14 protein-coding genes are annotated in these 14280 nt (G+C 43.8%); 12 read left to right on the top strand and 2 right to left on the bottom strand.

Annotated elements, in window-relative coordinates; genetic code table 11:
- Positions 1 to 60 precede the first annotated feature (60 nt).
- Positions 61 to 1308 (bottom strand): beta-ketoacyl-ACP synthase II, encoded by a 1248-nt coding sequence (fabF, locus tag NIE88_RS06225; protein WP_253060401.1) that lies wholly within the window; start codon positions 1306 to 1308, stop codon positions 61 to 63.
- A 117-nt stretch (positions 1309 to 1425) separates the two neighbouring features.
- On the opposite strand from fabF, the gene NIE88_RS06230 reads away from it, so the two are divergent.
- From NIE88_RS06230 to NIE88_RS06245, 4 genes are all read left to right on the top strand, one after another.
- Positions 1426 to 2259 (top strand): helix-turn-helix transcriptional regulator, encoded by an 834-nt coding sequence (locus tag NIE88_RS06230; RefSeq protein WP_253060403.1) that lies wholly within the window; start codon positions 1426 to 1428, stop codon positions 2257 to 2259.
- A 76-nt stretch (positions 2260 to 2335) separates the two neighbouring features.
- A complete protein-coding gene (locus tag NIE88_RS06235; protein ID WP_253060405.1) occupies positions 2336 to 3238 on the top strand; it encodes a helix-turn-helix transcriptional regulator in 903 nt (300 codons plus the stop codon).
- A gap of 69 nt (positions 3239 to 3307) precedes the next feature.
- The gene (locus tag NIE88_RS06240) at positions 3308 to 3787 is read left to right on the top strand and encodes a GyrI-like domain-containing protein (RefSeq protein WP_253060407.1); all 480 of its coding nucleotides are present in this window, start codon (positions 3308 to 3310) and stop codon (positions 3785 to 3787) included.
- Positions 3780 to 4400, top strand: coding sequence for a GyrI-like domain-containing protein (locus NIE88_RS06245; RefSeq protein ID WP_253060414.1), 621 nt, complete (start codon positions 3780 to 3782; stop codon positions 4398 to 4400). Before NIE88_RS06240 ends, NIE88_RS06245 begins: the two co-directional genes overlap by 8 nt.
- A 57-nt stretch (positions 4401 to 4457) precedes the next feature.
- Here the strand turns inward: NIE88_RS06245 and NIE88_RS06250 are convergent, their stop codons facing one another.
- Positions 4458 to 5240, bottom strand: coding sequence for a DeoR/GlpR family DNA-binding transcription regulator (locus tag NIE88_RS06250; RefSeq protein WP_253060416.1), 783 nt, complete (start codon positions 5238 to 5240; stop codon positions 4458 to 4460).
- A 163-nt stretch (positions 5241 to 5403) separates the two neighbouring features.
- Here NIE88_RS06250 and NIE88_RS06255 point away from each other — a divergent pair, with 163 nt between their 5' ends.
- The 8 genes from NIE88_RS06255 to NIE88_RS06290 all read left to right on the top strand — a co-directional run bounded on the left by NIE88_RS06255 (position 5404) and on the right by NIE88_RS06290 (position 14270).
- Positions 5404 to 6513 carry an ABC transporter substrate-binding protein gene (locus NIE88_RS06255; RefSeq protein ID WP_253060418.1) on the top strand — a complete coding sequence of 370 codons (1110 nt, stop codon included), beginning with the start codon at positions 5404 to 5406 and terminating at the stop codon, positions 6511 to 6513.
- A complete protein-coding gene (locus NIE88_RS06260) occupies positions 6500 to 7339 on the top strand; it encodes an alkaline phosphatase family protein (protein WP_253060420.1) in 840 nt (279 codons plus the stop codon). Before NIE88_RS06255 ends, NIE88_RS06260 begins: the two co-directional genes overlap by 14 nt.
- Before the next feature lie 17 nt (positions 7340 to 7356).
- Positions 7357 to 8205 (top strand): ABC transporter permease, encoded by an 849-nt coding sequence (locus NIE88_RS06265; protein ID WP_253060422.1) that lies wholly within the window; start codon positions 7357 to 7359, stop codon positions 8203 to 8205.
- Positions 8202 to 9047, top strand: a complete 846-nt coding sequence (locus NIE88_RS06270) for an ABC transporter permease (protein ID WP_253060424.1) — start codon at positions 8202 to 8204, stop codon at positions 9045 to 9047. The genes NIE88_RS06265 and NIE88_RS06270 overlap by 4 nt, the downstream gene beginning before the upstream one ends.
- Complete coding sequence (locus tag NIE88_RS06275; protein WP_253060426.1) at positions 9028 to 10032, top strand: ABC transporter ATP-binding protein; 1005 nt, start codon at positions 9028 to 9030, stop codon at positions 10030 to 10032. Before NIE88_RS06270 ends, NIE88_RS06275 begins: the two co-directional genes overlap by 20 nt.
- 41 nt (positions 10033 to 10073) lie before the next feature.
- The gene (gene hisJ / locus NIE88_RS06280) at positions 10074 to 10916 is read left to right on the top strand and encodes a histidinol-phosphatase HisJ (protein ID WP_253060428.1); all 843 of its coding nucleotides are present in this window, start codon (positions 10074 to 10076) and stop codon (positions 10914 to 10916) included.
- A gap of 376 nt (positions 10917 to 11292) precedes the next feature.
- Positions 11293 to 11742, top strand: a complete 450-nt coding sequence (locus tag NIE88_RS06285; protein WP_253060434.1) for a hypothetical protein — start codon at positions 11293 to 11295, stop codon at positions 11740 to 11742.
- A 98-nt stretch (positions 11743 to 11840) separates the two neighbouring features.
- The gene (locus tag NIE88_RS06290; RefSeq protein WP_253060436.1) at positions 11841 to 14270 is read left to right on the top strand and encodes a Xaa-Pro dipeptidyl-peptidase; all 2430 of its coding nucleotides are present in this window, start codon (positions 11841 to 11843) and stop codon (positions 14268 to 14270) included.
- The last annotated feature ends 10 nt before the right edge of the window (positions 14271 to 14280 follow it).

The following is a 14280-nucleotide window of genomic DNA, read 5'->3' on the forward strand; positions in this document are numbered from 1 at the left end:
ATGATTTTTTCGAATCGGGTTGTCCAGCATCAAATTTGGGAAAATCGTGGTATCAGTGGTTCATTCACGCGCGGCGGTATATTTTTTTATGACCAGCACCGCATTGTGTCCTCCGAAGCCAAAAGAGTTAGAGAGTCCAATGTTGAGGTGTTGTTTGCGTGCGACATTTGCTGTGTAATCCAGATCACACTCAGAATCCGCCGTCTCCAAATTAATAGTTGGAGGAATGATCTCTTCTTGAAGGCTTTTAACAAGCGCTACAGCTTCAACACCACCGGTTGCGCCAAGCATATGTCCGGTCATCGATTTGTTCGCTATGATCGGAATAGCGTAGGATTTTTTTCCGAACAAACGTTTAATAGCCGATGTCTCAGACAAATCTCCCGGTTTTGTACTGGTTGCATGCGCGCTAATCACATCGATTGCATCCGCCGATAGTTTGGCATCGTTAAGGGCGTTTTTCATTGCCAAATATGCACCTTTTCCTTCAGGGTCAGGGGCTACCATATTATAAGCATCTGAACTTGCTCCATACCCAATCATCTCAGCGTAAATGGGTGCGTTTCTTTTTAAAGCATGGGTGAGTGACTCTAAAATAATGATTCCTGCACCCTCAGCCATGACGAATCCATCTCGGTTTGCGTCAAAAGGTCTGCTCGCTTTTTCCGGTTCATCGTTTCTTGCGGAGAGTGCGGTCGCATTCTCAAACCCTGCCAGCGAGAGCTCGTTGACCGCGGCTTCAGTTCCACCGGCGAACATGACATCTGCTTCACCACTGCGAATCAATTTAAATGCTTCACCGATGGATGTATTGCCGATCGCGCAGGCGGTTACAGGAGCCATGGACGGGCCCGACGCATGCCACTTGATGCTTATTTTGGCAGCCGCCATATTGGCGATCATTGTAGGCACAAGCATCGGGCTGACTCGTCGCGGGCCACGCTCGCGCAGCTTTTCAGCGTTATTAAGCAACGTTTGAATGCCGCCAATCCCTGAACCGACATAAACACCGACACGGTCAGGATCAATCCTATCGAATTCAAGTTTAGCATCGTCCCAAGCCTGAGCAGCGGCGGCCAATGCATAATGGCAAAAGGGATCCAGTCTTCTCGCGTCTTTTCTGCCAATCACCGCGGCTGCGTTGAAGTTCTTAACAAGACCGGCAATCTTTGTTTTATATTGTTCGGTATCAAATGTATCGATTTTTCGAATTCCTGATTTTCCGTTAATTAAATGATTCCAAAACGTAGCCACATCATTGCCTAGTGGTGAAATGACGCCCATTCCGGTAACAACAACGCGTTCCATTGAGATTCCCCCTCGAATTTGATTGTTGCTTACATTTTCACTCCTTATTTATCCTATTACAAGTTGCTGTTTATACTGGTATAATTAATAATAGAATAAGATAAAAGAGGATAAAAGATGAGTGAGAAGTCAAGGCATGAGGCGCTTTCAAGTTTTTTAAAAAAGAAGCGTGCATTAATTTCACCGGAGTCTGTAGGCTTTCCAAGAGGGATCAGACGCCGGACGCCGGGGCTCAGGAGAGAGGAAGTCGCTCAGTTAGCCAACGTGAGCACAACCTGGTATACATGGCTGGAACAGGGAAGGAATATTAAAGTATCATCAAGTGTGCTCGATGCTATATCTTCCGCATTGCAATTGACCGAAGACGAGCGGACTTATCTTTACAATCTGTCGTTGAATGTGAATGCCAAACTTTCGCAGACAAAAGCGGTGCAAACAAAAATGACCCCATCCATAAGGGCAATTCTAGAATCATTGAATTATTGCCCCGCCGTTGTCACAGATCGCTATTGCCAGATTGTCGGTTGGAATCGTGCGGCTGCCTATGTGTTTCTCGATTTTGAAAAGATTCCGTTTGAGCAGCGCAACCTCATTCGTTTGCTCTTTTCTCGTAAGGAATTAAAATCGCTGGCTGTAAATTGGGAACATTTTGTCAGAGGATTTCTGGCCATCTTTCGTGTTTACTATGGGCGGTATGTCGAGGACGACTGGTATAAACAGTTTATTGACAATATGAATCTAGTCTATCCTGAATTTCAAACGCTTTGGCAGCAGAGTGACGTGAATACCGCACCCGAGGTATTAATTGAATTCCGGCATTCAAAAGCAGGTAAAATGGAATTTAATCTAGCCTCTTTAGATGTGCAGGGGAACGATGACTTGAGACTGAGTATTTACACACCTGTTCCGGAAACAGCTACTGAGGAAAAATTAAGGATAATGATGCAGTAATCCATTTCAATGGTCCTTTCTATTGATTAAAACTGTTGGATGGACAGCTTACATATAATAATCGTGGGGTATTGCCATGCAAATCAACAGGCTGTTTGCGATCGTGTATCGTTTGCTTGATAAAAAGAAGGTTACAGCTAAGGAGCTGGCTTCTGAATTTGAGGTATCTGTTCGAACAATCCATCGTGACCTTGAACTTTTATCGGCGTCCGGGATACCGATTTATACGGATCGAGGAAAGGGCGGCGGGATTCGGCTTCTCGAAAATTTTGTGCTCAATAAATCATTGCTTAGCGAACAGGAGCAGAATGAAGTATTGATGAGCCTTCAGAGCCTAAGCGCCTTGAACGTTCCAAATACAGATAGAGTGCTGAATAAATTAAGCGCATTTTTTAACAAGCAAAGCGCGAATTGGATTGCTATTGATTTTTCTCAATGGGGCAGCAGTGATGATGAACAGCGAAAATTTACTGAATTAAAGGCTGCTATTTTAAAACACCAATTAGTGACTTTTGATTACTTCAGTTCCTATAGTGAAAAAACGCAGCGAAAAGCAGAACCGCTAAAGATCATTTTTAAAGGACAGAATTGGTATCTGTATGGTTATTGTCAGCTGAAACAAGATTTTAGGCTGTTTAAAATAACGCGAATGAAAAATCTCAATACGCTGGGTCAAATCTTTGAAAGGGAAGTTCCAAATGATATTTGGAGCAAGTTCAAATCGGATCAAGTCCCTAAGGTCACACTCAAAATTGAATTTGACGAAGCGGTTGCTTACAGAATCTATGATGAATTCGATCCGACATGCATTCGAAAACATGAAGATGGAAATTTTACAGTTACCGTGACTTTTCCTGAAAGTGAATGGGTGTATGGCTACATCTTATCCTATGGCCGCCATGCCGAGGTCTTAGAGCCAAAACATATTCGTAAATTCATAAAAACAAGATTCAAAGAAGGTTTAAATCGGTATCTATAATATGACAGACAGCTGTCATATTAACACTGCTATACTGAGTGCATTATTGAATGAAACGAGGTATAGATGATGAGTTATGAAGTTGTGCAGTTAGAAGAAAAAACGGTAGCCGGTCTGAAAATCCGGACAAGTAATGATGATGCGAATATGGGGCGAGACATCGGAGCGCTATGGGAAAATTTTCTTGGGGACGGCGTTTATCAAACGATATCCACGAAAAAAAATGAGAATACAATAGGTCTTTATACAAATTATGAGAGTGACGTGAATGGAACATACGATGTCATGGTGTGCTGTGAAGTGGAAGAAACAAAAGGACTCACTGAAAACATTAAGGTTCATACCATTCCTGCGGGAAGATACGCCAAGTTCATTGTGCGTGGGAATGTTCAAACTGCTGTCGGAGCCTTTTGGGCGGAGCTTTGGTCTATGGATTTAGACAGAAAATACAGCTGTGACTTTGAGGAATATCAGGGGGACAGCGATATGAATCATGCCGAAATACATGTGTACATCTCACTAAATGAACTGGGAGAAGCCCATGAATAAAGTAGACTATAAGAAAGATTTTAAAGAATTATATCTGCCCAAACAAAAACCGGTTATTGTACGCGTTCCTGAGATTCGTTTTGCCATGATTGAGGGGAGCGGCGATCCTAATGGTGAGCGATTTTCTCAGGCGACAGCCGCTCTCTACAGTTTGAGTTATGCGGTTAAAATGTCCTATAAGAGCAAGCTGGTCCCTGAAGGTTATTATGAATATATTGTTTTTCCGCTTGAAGGTATCTGGGATTTGGTAGATAAAACCGTGCCGACAACCGTAAAAAGTAATTTTAAATACACTTTGATGATTCGTCAGCCTGATTTTCTCACCAATGAATTATTTGAGCGATTTTTGTCTGAAACAAAAAAGAAAAAGCCTAATCCTCTTTTAGACAAAGTGAGATTCTCTGCAATGGATGAAGGACTCTGCTGCCAAATGCTTCATAAGGGAAGCTATGATGATGAGCCGGCCAGTTTTGAACGGATGGCTGAATTCTGCAGCGAACAGGGCTATCTGAGAACGACCCAAACACATCGTGAGATCTATCTTTCAGATCCGCGGCGAACTGCGCCTGAAAAAGTCAAGACGGTTCTTCGCTATCAGGTCGAGAAAAAATAGGCAGTATACGAAGGGGCAAGGGTTCATCCGATGCAGTTTAGAAATGAATAATCTGACTTACACACGGTGCCAAAAAATACGTTCTTCCTCACACAGTGCTCTCCATCCTTCATCGGGTTCGGCATCGCAGATAATGTGATCGATGCTCGAGGTAGGTTTTATGGTGCAGAAGTTTTGTTTCCTCAGCTTTGTGGCATCGGTAAGTAAATAGCTCTCATCCGCCGCGTCGATCATCATTGACGAAATCTGACATTCTTCTAAGTCATAGTCGCTGATTACCTGCTCGTTTAAACCGCCACAGGAGATAAATGCTTTATTAACTTTAAATGATGAGAGCATACGCTCGGTTAATGTCCCTTTAATTGACCGTTGTTCGGGATAGACAGCACCGCCTAAAACGATCAATTGGCAATCAATCAGCTGTTTCTGCTCAATTTTTTTATTTAGACACCAGGCGGCGGCTAGTGAATGAGTCAAAAAGGTGACATCAAAAACCTGTTGAAGACATTCACATAATGCTAATGTTGTTGTTCCCGAATCGAGGACGACGGTGTCTCCATTCTTTATTAATTTAGCGGCGAACGTACCGATTCGCCGTTTTTCTTTTTTCTTAATGTTTGTTTTCCTGACGAATAGGGGTTCAGTAACTTGTTTTTCATAGCAGATCGCGCCTCCATGTACACGGAGCAGCTGTTTTTGTTTTTCTAATGCAGATAAGTCACGGCGTATGGTTTCAGGGGTTACAGCAAGTGTTTCGGCAAGCTTAGTGACACTGACACGTTTGGAAGCTGCCAAGGTATTTAAAATAAACGCTTTTCTGTAATCAAATGACGAGTTCATCATGTTCATCTCCTACCTGTTTTTTATTATTACATCATTTTCCATGCTTGTCTTTGATATTTACATCATTTTAATCTGTGTAACGATGTTTGTTTACATTTTGTATGTATGATTAAAGTGCTAATACAAATAAAACAAATAAATAAACAAAAGGAGCATGGTAATGATTAATCAGAATTCCTTTAAAAAACTGCGTAAATGTGTTGTCGGATGCACGGCGAGTGTTCTGCTTGTATCCAGTTTAGCGGCTTGCGGATCTTCAGGAACTGCTTCAACGGATAATAACCAATCTCTTTCTTCTATTACAAAAGCGGCGAAGAAAGAAGGAAAGATTTCCAGCGTCGGTATGCCTGATGCATGGGCAAATTGGAAAGATACATGGGATGACATCACCAAAAAGTACGGCATTAAGCATACGGATACAGACATGTCCAGTGCTGAAGAATTGGCCAAGTTTCAAACACCAAAGTCAGACAGTTCAGCAGATATTGGTGATGTCGGTCTGAATTTTGGAGTACTTGCAAAAGATAAAAAATTGACGATTCCATATAAAACGACAACTTGGAAAAGCATTCCATCATGGGCGAAGGATAAAGACGGCTATTACGCTGCCAGTTATACAGGAACACTCGCTTTCTTAACGGATACGAAAAATGTGAAAAATCCTCCGAAGACATGGGATGATCTGTTGAATGGAGATTATAAGATATCGATTGGTGATGTGACGAAGGGCGCAATGTCACAGATGACGGTACTAGCGGCAGCTTTGGCAAACGGTGGAAGCGCAAGCGACATTCAGCCGGGTATTGATTTTTTCAAAAAAATTGCAAAACAAGGCCGTTTGTCTACAATTGATTCATCAATTCCGAACTTGGAAAAAGGTGAAGTAGATGTTGCCGTTATTTGGGACTTCCTCGGCCTAGGCTATCGCGATCAAATTTACAAGAGCCGTTTTGCGGTTAGCATTCCTGAAGATAAGTCACTGATGTTCGGTTATTCATCAATAATTAATAAGAATGCTGCACATCCGAATGCCGCAAAGCTCGCGCGTGAATACATTCTTTCTGATGAAGGACAAGCGAACTTGGCTAAGGGGTACGCAAAGCCGATCCGATCCGATGTAAAACTTCCTGCATCCATTAAGGATAAGCTGCTTCCTGAAGATGAATACAAGAATGTTGTTCCACTTCAAGATGTTGCGACATGGACAAAGACAGCGGAAACCTTACCGCAGTTATGGCAGCAGGAGGTTCTTGCCAATGCAAAGCAATAAGCTGGTCATGATCACACTTGATGGCTGTCGTTACGATACGGCGGTAGAGGAACTTGGTTTCTTGGGCCATCTCGTTGAGAAAGGTCAAGCGGCTCGGTATCAGGTACTTTCCGAATTGCCGAGTAATTCACGTCCGATGTATCAAGTTCTTTTGACCGGTACCCCACCGTATAAGAGTGGGATTGTCTCCAATTTAAGTGTCCGTTTGTCCGGACAGGAAAGCTTGTTCCATCGTGTTCGTGAAGCGGGGGGAGTAACCGCGGCAGCTGCCTATTACTGGGTGAGTGAACTTTATCAACACGCACCGTTTTCTTTTCAAAAGGATCGTATTCAGCATAACAGCGAACTGCCGATTCAGCATGGGATCTTCTATTTTGAAGACCAATATCCTGATTCGCATGTTTTCGCAGAAGCAAACTATCTGCTTGAAAACTACCAGCCTGACTTTCTTTACATTCATTCAATGAATATAGATGATACGGGCCACAAGTTCACGGCAGATTCCAAGGAATATCGCGCAGCTGTTGATAAGGCGGATTTGATCCTTGCCGAATGTCTGCCCGCATGGATACGGGCAGGCTATCAAGTCATCGTCACGAGCGACCATGGTATGGATGAATTCGGGCATCACGGAGGAACACGTACCGGTGTTCGCCAAGTACCACTGTTCATAATATCAGACAAAGTAGTTCCGCAAATTGTTGAGGAACAAATACCGGAACTGATGGTCGCGCCGCTTGCTTGTCATCTAATGAACATTGAATCCACACGGGATATGGAACGTCTTGAATTTCCCGGATTGCGCACATCTTCAGAATCTATTTAGTAAAGGAGTGAAGAAATTTGCAGCAGCATTGGAAGAGACAAGCTCAAGCTTGTCTTTTGCCGCTTGCGGCCGTATTGCTTTTATTTCTTACGGTACCGCTTGTCATTATGATTCGGCAAAGTTTCGGTGATCAAAGCGGTGCTGGATTCTCGTTTGCGAATTTCATGCAGATCCTGAGTCAGCCGTTCTATTATGACGCGTTTCGCAACAGCTTCTTTATTTCAATCTATTCTGCACTTGCAGGTCTTGTTCTAGCACTGTTCGTGGCTGCGGCACTTGCCCGGATGAATGAGAAAGCACAGGAACGGATCATTTTATTTATTAACATGACGGCAAACTTTGCCGGTGTACCGCTTGCCTTTGCTTATATTATTTTGCTGGGCAACGCAGGATTTGTGACGTTGGTTTTGCAGCATATGGGCATTTCTTTACAGAGCTTTTTTAATTTGTATTCATGGCAGGGTCTTGCATTAACGTATGTCTATTTTCAAGTGCCTCTTGGTGTGTTATTTTTGTATCCTGCATTTAAAGGGATGGATCAGCGTTGGGCTGAGGCAGCTTCATTGCTCGGAGCCAGCCGTTTTTCCTTTTGGGCGCGTATTGGCATCCCTCATATTTTGCCCAGTGTTCTTGGGACGTTCATTATTCTGTTTGCGAATGGAATGGGGACCTATGAAACGGCCTATGCCTTGGTTGGGGGCACAGTTAGCTTGGTCACCACACGCATTGCCAGTTCGGTATCCGGTGATATTTTTGCCCAGCCTCAGATTGGCAGTGCGATGGCCGTTCTGTTTTCGATACTGATGATTGCTGTTCTGATTGCGAATCAGTATTTACTGCGTCTCTTTAGGAGGGATCTTAAATGAGAAATGTGAACCGGCTCATTATCAGCCTATTTGTTGCCTTTATGTGCCTGCCGATTTTGATTACGCTCGTCTATTCATTTGCCACTGAATGGGGTAAATCCATTTTCCCTTCAGGATATACATTCAAATGGTATCTCCAGCTCTATAAAGATCCCCAGTTTATTGCAGCTATTTTACGTTCATTGCTGTTGACTGTGGTCACACTTGGTGCCGTACTTGTGATTCTCGTCCCGAGTATTGCACTTGTTGCGATCTATCTGCCTAAATATGATCGTTTTTTTAAACCAACCGTCCTGTTGCCGTATGCTATTCCCGGAGTTGTGCTGGCTACGGGTCTGATGCGGACGTATACAAATGGTTTTGTTCCGCTGTTTGCTGTTTTATCCGGCGGACTCTTTATTTATTCGCTGCCCTTTATGTATCAAAGCGTGCGCAGTAGTTTGCAGGAGATTGATGGCGCGCGTTTAATGGAGGCAGCGGAAGTGCTGGGCGCTTCAAAGGTTTACGCATTCATTCGCATTCTGCTCCCCAACATCAAGATCGGCATCATGGTCGGAAGCCTGCTGACCTTTTCCGCATTTTTTGGTGAATTTCAATTGACGAATATGATTCTTGGCGGCGATTTTGAAACCATTCGTATTTATATGCTTCGTGTGATGAAAGTTAATGGCCATCTGTCGAGCAGCGTGGTCATGACCTACTTAATTCTGCTGATCATGGTCAGTGCGCTGATTGTGAAAGTGACCAATATTAACCGAAAACGTATCATTGTACCTCACGATGAAGCTGCTTTAAATTCTAATGTAAAAAGGAGCCCGGCAAATGAGCTACTTAACCATTGAAAACTTGAATCTGGAGCTTGGCGGAAAAATGATTCTTACGGATCTTAATCTATCGATTGAAAAGGGTCAATTAATTTCGCTTCTCGGTCCAAGCGGTTGCGGGAAATCGACCTTGTTGCGGGGAATTTCCGGCCTTAACTCAATTAAAAGCGGAAAAGTTATGATCGATGGACAGGACATAACGAAGCTCGCACCTAAAAAAAGGGAAGTAGGAATGGTTTTCCAGTCCTACGCCCTGTTTCCCAACCTTACTGTAGCCGATAACGTAGCGTTCGGTCTAGCTATGAAAAGGGTCAAGAAGGATGCGGTGAACAAGAAGGTCGCTCAAATCTTAGAATTAGTAGGACTTGAAGATAAGGCTAAGTCGTACCCGAGTGAATTATCGGGTGGGCAGCAGCAGCGTGTCGCTCTTGCACGATCTATTGTTGTTGAGCCTAAGGTTCTTCTTCTTGATGAACCGCTCAGTGCACTCGATGCGCAGATCCGCAGGCAATTGCGGCTCGAACTATGCCGCTTGCAAAGAAAGCTGGGCATCACGATGATTTTTGTTACGCATGATCAGGAAGAAGCGATGACGATATCCGATCGTATCTTTGTCATGCACAAGGGAAAAATTGCTCAAGAAGGTACACCAAGCGAGGTTTATTTCCATCCGCAAAATGAATTTGTTGCCGGTTTTATCGGTAATTACAACAAACTAAATAAAATGCAGGTTGAGCAACTATTTGGCTCTCTGGACAAGGATGGAAGTACGTATGTTTTGCGTCCGGAGGCCATTGACTTCACACCTCAGGCTCATGCTGTTTCAGTGGTGGGACAAATCATAGAGCGGCATATTCTTGGAAATGTGGTTCGTTGCACGGTTCAAACACAGCATGGGACACTTTGGGTTGACCGGATAAATCAAGGACAAGCAGAATTGGATGAATCAAAAGATGTCACGCTCTTTATTCGTCAAGAGGATGTCGTGACACTGCATCAATAACAACCACCAAAATTTTAGACCGAGTTAGGGGAAAGACAGCTATGAAATGGGATGGGCATACACACAGTGAATTTTGTCCACATGGATCGGGCGAGGATACAGAACTATTCATCCGATCGGCAATAAAGCAGGGAATGACCGATTATTCGATTACGGAACACGCGCCGCTTCCGCCTGATTTCTTAGCTCGGTGCGCTGGTGCCCAAAGAGCAATTGATACAGCGGGTATAGCGATTCATGATGTAGAGCCCTACCTAAAGAAAATGAATCGTTTAAAACAGAAGTATCGTTCTCATCTGAATATTCATGTTGGCTTTGAAATCGATTATCTCAGTGATTACGAAGATTGGACGCGAGCCTTTTTAAATGAATATGGTCAATACAGTGACAACAGTATCCTTTCCCTGCATTTTCTTCAAGGAAGCGGAGGTTATCGGGCCATTGACTATAGCGCAGAAGACTATCTGCAAGGAATCGCAGCCTTTTATGGCAGCTTTCAATTTGCCCAAGAGGCGTATTTCGAGATGATGCGTCATATGGTAAAAGCAGATCTCGGCATTTATAAACCAAAGCGAATTGGTCATATGACATTATGCCGAAAGTTTAAAAATTATTTTACAAAAGAAGATACCGGCTTTTCTGCGGAAACAGAACGGCTTATTGATAGCTTTCTGAATGAGGTACTTATTGGTGAATATATGCTCGATTACAACACGTCCGGTATGTTTAAAGAATGGTGTGGCGAGCCTTACCCTTCTGATGAATGCATGATTAAAATCGTTCAAAAACATATTCCGCTTGTTTTCGGATCTGATGCACATTTTCCAAAGGATGTCGGTGGAGGTTATGAGCGTTTTGAAAGCTGGACTGTACCAAATACTTAAAATTATTAAATAAGATAACGTTTGCAGATTGGCACCGCAGCGTTCTTCCATTAGATTCCATGCTTCAATCATCCTTTCTGTTCGGTTATCCGGGTTTATACAGATCATCTCTTTGATTAGAATTTGGTCACATTCCGACCAACGGGGCTTATGAGCAGCACGCACTTCGATGAGCTCCCTACAGCATCATATATCTGTAAAATTATTGGATGATACAAGTTATCTGGAGATCGTTTGAAAATCGTCAAAAATAGGTGATGCGATTTGGAGAAATCATGAAACAGCTTCTGCACATTGATTCATGTATTCGACTAAAAAGTTTGTCTTTGCTTTATAGTGAATGAAACATACTTTTGCTGACGAGGAGTTGTAGTTAATGGATTATCGATATTTGATGGGTATTGAGGGTTACATCTATTTAAATCAATTGTTTGAACCCGAAGAAAATGCACTGTGTGTACGCATTGATCGATGCATGGTTAACGATAAAAAAGGATTGGCTGACCTTGGCGATCAGCAGATTGAAACTTTCGCTATTGAGGCTGATACGCATCAGCCCATTTTGCAACTGTATTTTGACACCTATGTATCCTACTCCGTTATTAACGAATCATTTACTGTAATAGATGACTATGAACAATTCAAAGGAAAGATATTCCGTATTTATTCCAAGTCCAGATATTTGGATTTTGTTAAACGCGGAACGATCGCTGAGGAATTAGTTCCCGACGAACAGTTTACTCACTATCAAATCCCTTGCTTAAATCACATAATCGATATTGTTTCCTATGATGAACCGACAATTACTGAACTGGAGAGGGATTAATATTCAGTAGAACGATTCATAGCTGCCGTTTCAATAGATCAAATACATCCTCAGTGAGTGCTATAATGATTGCAGTTACTTACTGAGGAGTTTTGTTGATGAAAAACAATCAATTTGCACGGATAAGCGCCGATCACCAGACTGTGATCGATGAATTACAGCAGATTCATTTTATGGATAATGAAGTTAACGAGGCATCGACATCGGCAGCAGCCTATCGTTTGCTGCTCAGAAAAGCATGTGTAAACGTGCAGGGCGAACATGGATTTGATACGAAACTGCGAAACTATTTAGCGACTCCCGATACTGATCTCAAAGACTACTTGAATGCTGGCGAACCGATTACGGCAGAAGTCTTCTATTTAGTCGTGCTGCAGCTGTGCGGTTTTTTGCCGGGGGACGATTTTTCGATGGATGAACCGCTTGCCGCGATGAAAGAGATGCAGCTGCCGATGCTTGAGGCCGTCGGAGCATGGACCAGGGCACAGGTATTGGACGCCTGGTATTTATTGCTGACCACGCACACCAAGGATGGGCAGACATTTCTCGATTTGCTGACGAATCAGGGCTATTTTGTTCCGTTTTATGACCTGTCCGCGCGGCAGAAGCCGCTTTTTTTCAATGGTAAATCCCAAGCTGTGTTTGATACATCCAAGCTGATTTGTGAGGTCGTTTATGTCGAGTCTTCTGTTGATTCGGATCATGACGGCAACAGGGATCTGTTAAAGGTTGAAATCATACGTCCGGCGGATACGGAAAATGGATTGAAGGTTCCGGCACTTTTTACGGCCAGTCCTTACAATCAGGATACGAATGATGAAGCCGGAGCTAAAGCAATGCATAAAGTTAATGTCCCCTTGACCGAAAAGCAGCCGAATAATCTCAGCTATAAAGACATCGCGTATCATGATGAAAAAATGGAGCTGCCTGATCCTCGCTCGATCAATGGAGAAACAAAATACGCAGCGGAGACGTTCAGCCGCGAATATTCCTATACATTGAACGATTATTTCCTGGCGCGAGGGTTTGCGGCTGTATATTCCGCGGGCATTGGCACTCTAGACTCGGACGGGATTCAGACCTGCGGCAATCCGCAGCAAACAGAAGCCACAATTAATGTCATTGAATGGCTCAATGGCAAACGGTGCGCGTATACGAATCGAACAGATCACATCGCGATCACCGCATGGTGGTGCAATGGTTCTGTGGCGATGACTGGCCGCTCATATCTGGGAACCTTAGCGACTGCTGCCGCCACAACCGGAGTTGAGGGATTAAAGACGATCATTTCCGAAGCGGCGATCTCTTCATGGTATGGCTATTACCGCGAAGGCGGGCTAATGATCGCCCCGGATGGTTATCCAGGTGAAGATGCCGATGTTCTGGCGATTGAAACGATGAGCCGGATGAAGGCCGCTGCCGATTATCATTTGCACATCAAAGATTACTTTGACATGCAGATGAAGAAGATGGCACGCGACATGGAGCGTGAATCCGGCAACTATAATACGTTCTGGGACGCGCGCAACTATCTTAAAAAGGTGAAGAACATTAAATGCGACGTGCTGATGGTTCACGGTTTGAATGATTGGAATGTGAAACCGGGTCAGGTGGAACAGCTTTGGCAGGCGCTGCGGGACGTGCCGGTGACGAAGAAAATCATTCTGCACCAAGGGCAGCACATCTACATTAATGCTTTTCGTTCGATTGATTACACAGACATGATCAACCTGTGGATCAGTCATGAACTCTACGGTGTCCAAAACGGGGCGAAGGAGCTTTTACCCAACGTGATTGTGCAGGACAATGTGATTCCTGAGACATGGACGGTCTATCAAGATTGGTCTGAGCCGAGCATGGCGAGGGAAACCTATCACTTTTCTGAAGGAAAGTTAGACATTGCTTCAACTGGTTACAAAGTGGTGACCTTCAAAGACAGTCTTCCGTTCGATCACTTTAAGCGCTATGCGGAGCATCTTGACCAATGGCAACGCGATATCTTGGCTGAGGAACCAAATGATTTGAGCGCAAATCGCCTGCTGTTCAAAACGGTTCCTGTAGATAAGGACATGATCATTGACGGACGGGTGCGCGTTCATGTTCAGGCGTCCTCGAACCATTCCTTTGGTATGCTGAGCTTCCAGCTGGTCGATTACGGAGAAGCAAAACGATTCAACGTATCTCCAACGCCAATTCCTATGAGAAAAATAGGTCTGGGTTATCGTTGGCGTGAGGATCAGCTTCGTGAATTTACCTTGGCCAAGTTTGCCACACCGTTCAAAATGATTTCAAAGGGGCATATCAACCTGCAGAATCGAGAAAATGCCTGGAAGGTTGACGAATTAAAACCGGATCAATTTTATAGTATTGATGTAGATTTGCAGCCGACCTTCCATCGATTAGCCGCCGGACATCAGTTGGGACTGGTTGTGTACGCGACAGACTTTGGAATGACCGTACGCGGCAATCAGGATCTGCGTTATTCACTCGAATTGGGCAACTGCCGGTTGGATGTACCGCTTCGGTGATTTTTCGATT

It is taken from the genome of Sporolactobacillus shoreicorticis (assembly GCF_024125445.1).
Lineage (GTDB): Bacteria > Bacillota > Bacilli > Bacillales > Sporolactobacillaceae > Sporolactobacillus > Sporolactobacillus shoreicorticis.

Coding starts and splice junctions, on each gene's coding strand:
- fabF (WP_253060401.1), bottom strand. CDS start 1,308: ATGGAACGCGTTGTTGTTACCGGAATGGGCGTCATTTCACCACTAGGC.
- NIE88_RS06230 (WP_253060403.1), top strand. CDS start 1,426: ATGAGTGAGAAGTCAAGGCATGAGGCGCTTTCAAGTTTTTTAAAAAAG.
- NIE88_RS06235 (WP_253060405.1), top strand. CDS start 2,336: ATGCAAATCAACAGGCTGTTTGCGATCGTGTATCGTTTGCTTGATAAA.
- NIE88_RS06240 (WP_253060407.1), top strand. CDS start 3,308: ATGAGTTATGAAGTTGTGCAGTTAGAAGAAAAAACGGTAGCCGGTCTG.
- NIE88_RS06245 (WP_253060414.1), top strand. CDS start 3,780: ATGAATAAAGTAGACTATAAGAAAGATTTTAAAGAATTATATCTGCCC.
- NIE88_RS06250 (WP_253060416.1), bottom strand. CDS start 5,240: ATGAACTCGTCATTTGATTACAGAAAAGCGTTTATTTTAAATACCTTG.
- NIE88_RS06255 (WP_253060418.1), top strand. CDS start 5,404: ATGATTAATCAGAATTCCTTTAAAAAACTGCGTAAATGTGTTGTCGGA.
- NIE88_RS06260 (WP_253060420.1), top strand. CDS start 6,500: ATGCAAAGCAATAAGCTGGTCATGATCACACTTGATGGCTGTCGTTAC.
- NIE88_RS06270 (WP_253060424.1), top strand. CDS start 8,202: ATGAGAAATGTGAACCGGCTCATTATCAGCCTATTTGTTGCCTTTATG.
- NIE88_RS06275 (WP_253060426.1), top strand. CDS start 9,028: ATGAGCTACTTAACCATTGAAAACTTGAATCTGGAGCTTGGCGGAAAA.
- hisJ (WP_253060428.1), top strand. CDS start 10,074: ATGAAATGGGATGGGCATACACACAGTGAATTTTGTCCACATGGATCG.
- NIE88_RS06285 (WP_253060434.1), top strand. CDS start 11,293: ATGGATTATCGATATTTGATGGGTATTGAGGGTTACATCTATTTAAAT.
- NIE88_RS06290 (WP_253060436.1), top strand. CDS start 11,841: ATGAAAAACAATCAATTTGCACGGATAAGCGCCGATCACCAGACTGTG.